3 protein-coding genes are annotated in these 1,926 nt (G+C 64.1%); 1 reads left to right on the plus strand and 2 read right to left on the minus strand.

Going from position 1 to position 1,926, the window contains the following annotated elements; all coding sequences use genetic code 11:
* Positions 1–257 (minus strand): HNH endonuclease (locus AC1D0P_RS25300; RefSeq protein WP_477679250.1); only part of this gene is annotated, 257 nt, incomplete at its 3' end.
* A 93-nt stretch (positions 258–350) separates the two neighbouring features.
* Positions 351–1,157 (minus strand): DUF2726 domain-containing protein, encoded by an 807-nt coding sequence (locus AC1D0P_RS25305; RefSeq protein WP_477679251.1) that lies wholly within the window; start codon positions 1,155–1,157, stop codon positions 351–353.
* A 313-nt stretch (positions 1,158–1,470) separates the two neighbouring features.
* Here AC1D0P_RS25305 and AC1D0P_RS25310 point away from each other — a divergent pair.
* The coding region (locus AC1D0P_RS25310) for a dienelactone hydrolase family protein (RefSeq protein WP_477679252.1) at positions 1,471–1,926 on the plus strand (456 nt) is incomplete at its 3' end.

Below are 1,926 nucleotides of genomic sequence, written 5' to 3' on the forward strand. Positions count from 1 at the left end.
CGCCTGAGCACGCGCCCGGGCGCGGCGGCCGAGGCTGGCACCGTGCCCACGGCATGCCGCTGGCCGTTGCAGACTTCATGGCTGATGGCGAGGTTTTCCGCGTGGCTGTTGCCGCCCTCGCTGAGCGGCTGGATGTGCTCCAGAGTCGCAGCCTCGGGCGTGACGTGTTCGCCGCAGATCCAGCACGGCACCACGCCATGAAGCTGCCGCGCCACGGTCTTGTAGATCTTGTCGCGGGTATGGCCCAGCCTGCTCACGATGGCTTTTTCATGGCGAGGGGGACAAGACTGAAAGGCTGGAGGCGTGCCGGGGCAAACACCTGCTGGGGGCCCGCGCTCATAGGCCGGCCCTTATTCGAGCTTGGCGGGCCGCGCATCCGCGGGTTCGATGAAGGAGTCCTCCCACTGCATGGCAAAACGGTCTCCCTTGTCGATGCGAAGGCCGCCGGTGCCGTCGGGGTTGAAGCCGATGTTGCGATTGGCGGCGGCCTGGGCGGCCTCCTGCTTGGTTTCCTTGTTGAGTTCCTTGAGCGCGGCGTCCTTGGCGGCCTTCATGCGCTCCCGGGTGAAAGACTCCAGGTCGGCATGGAAGCTGCTGTCGCCGCCGCGCGTCTCCTGGTCTTCCTGGATCAGCTCTTCGGGGATTTCACCCAGGAAGGCCGCGCGCATGGCGCTGACGCTGGGCGGTCGGCTGGCCTTCACCGTGGTGTAGGCGATGCCGCAATCGGACAGCAGGTTTTCCTTGAGTTCGCGGCTGGCCCGGCTCACATCGCGCTTGCCGCGCAGGTCGACACAGCCCACCACCTTGCCGTCCAGCGTGCAGACGGTGAAGGTCGTATAGACGCCGTTGAGCAGTTCGAGCAGGCGTTCTTTCTTTTCCTTGTTTTTTTCCTTGTCCTTGTCTTTTTCGACAGGAATGGTGAAGCGCAGCACCGGGAGCTTGAGCATCACCACGTGGTCGTGAAAGGTGCTGCGCATCCATTTCCAGACTTCATATTCATCGTTGGTCACGACGCCGCGCGCGGTCAGCGGCCATTTTTTGGGAACGCGCAGATTTTCGCCGGCCTTTTTGCGCAAGGCGCGGGCGTACAACAGGATCCCGGCCAGCGCGCCCACGGCCACGCCCAGCAATGCCATCAGCCATGAAATCAGGTTCAAGATGCGGTTCTCCTCGTTGTGGGGCGCCGCTGCCGGAGGCAGTGCGGCCGGCAGGCCGGTGAGCCAGTGAGTCACAGAAAGCCCGCCGTGTCAATTTGAGCGGCCGGCGGCCAAGGCATTATTAAAACAGGTTTTTGCCGGTTTTCCGCCCGCCGCAGGCATAACAAGGCTCCCAGCCCAGCCGGCATGAGCGCCAGCAGCTATTTGTTTCATAGCAGGCCAGCATCGGCCACCCCGCCGCGGTGTGGCGGGCAAGGCACTCTTTGCAAGGCGGCGCCTGAATCGTTATGCTGGACTTTTTGCAGGAGCCGCCATGCCACTCAAGACTGCCCAGGACTTTGACCAGGAACTGCTGATTCTGTTTGACGCCTATGTGCACGGCACCCTGGACCGGCGCGGCTTCCTGGAACGCGCCCAGAAATTCGCCACCGCCGGCATGACGGCCACCGCCCTGCTGGCCGCCTTGAGCCCGAACTTTGCTGCGGGGCAGCAAATCCCCAAAGACGACAAGCGCCTGAAGACCGAGATGGTCAGCTACCCGTCGTCCGCCGGCACCGGCACCGTCAAGGGCTACCTCGCGAAGCCGGCCAACGCCACCGGCAAGCTGCCCACCGTGCTGGTCATCCATGAGAACCGGGGCCTGAACCCTCATATAGAAGACATCACGCGCCGCCTGGCGCTGGACAACTTCCTCGCCTTCGCGCCGGACGCCCTCACGCCCCTGGGCGGCTATCCCGGCGACGAGGACAAGGCGCGCGAATTGTTTGCC

It is taken from the genome of Polaromonas sp. P1_G2 (assembly GCF_056405515.1).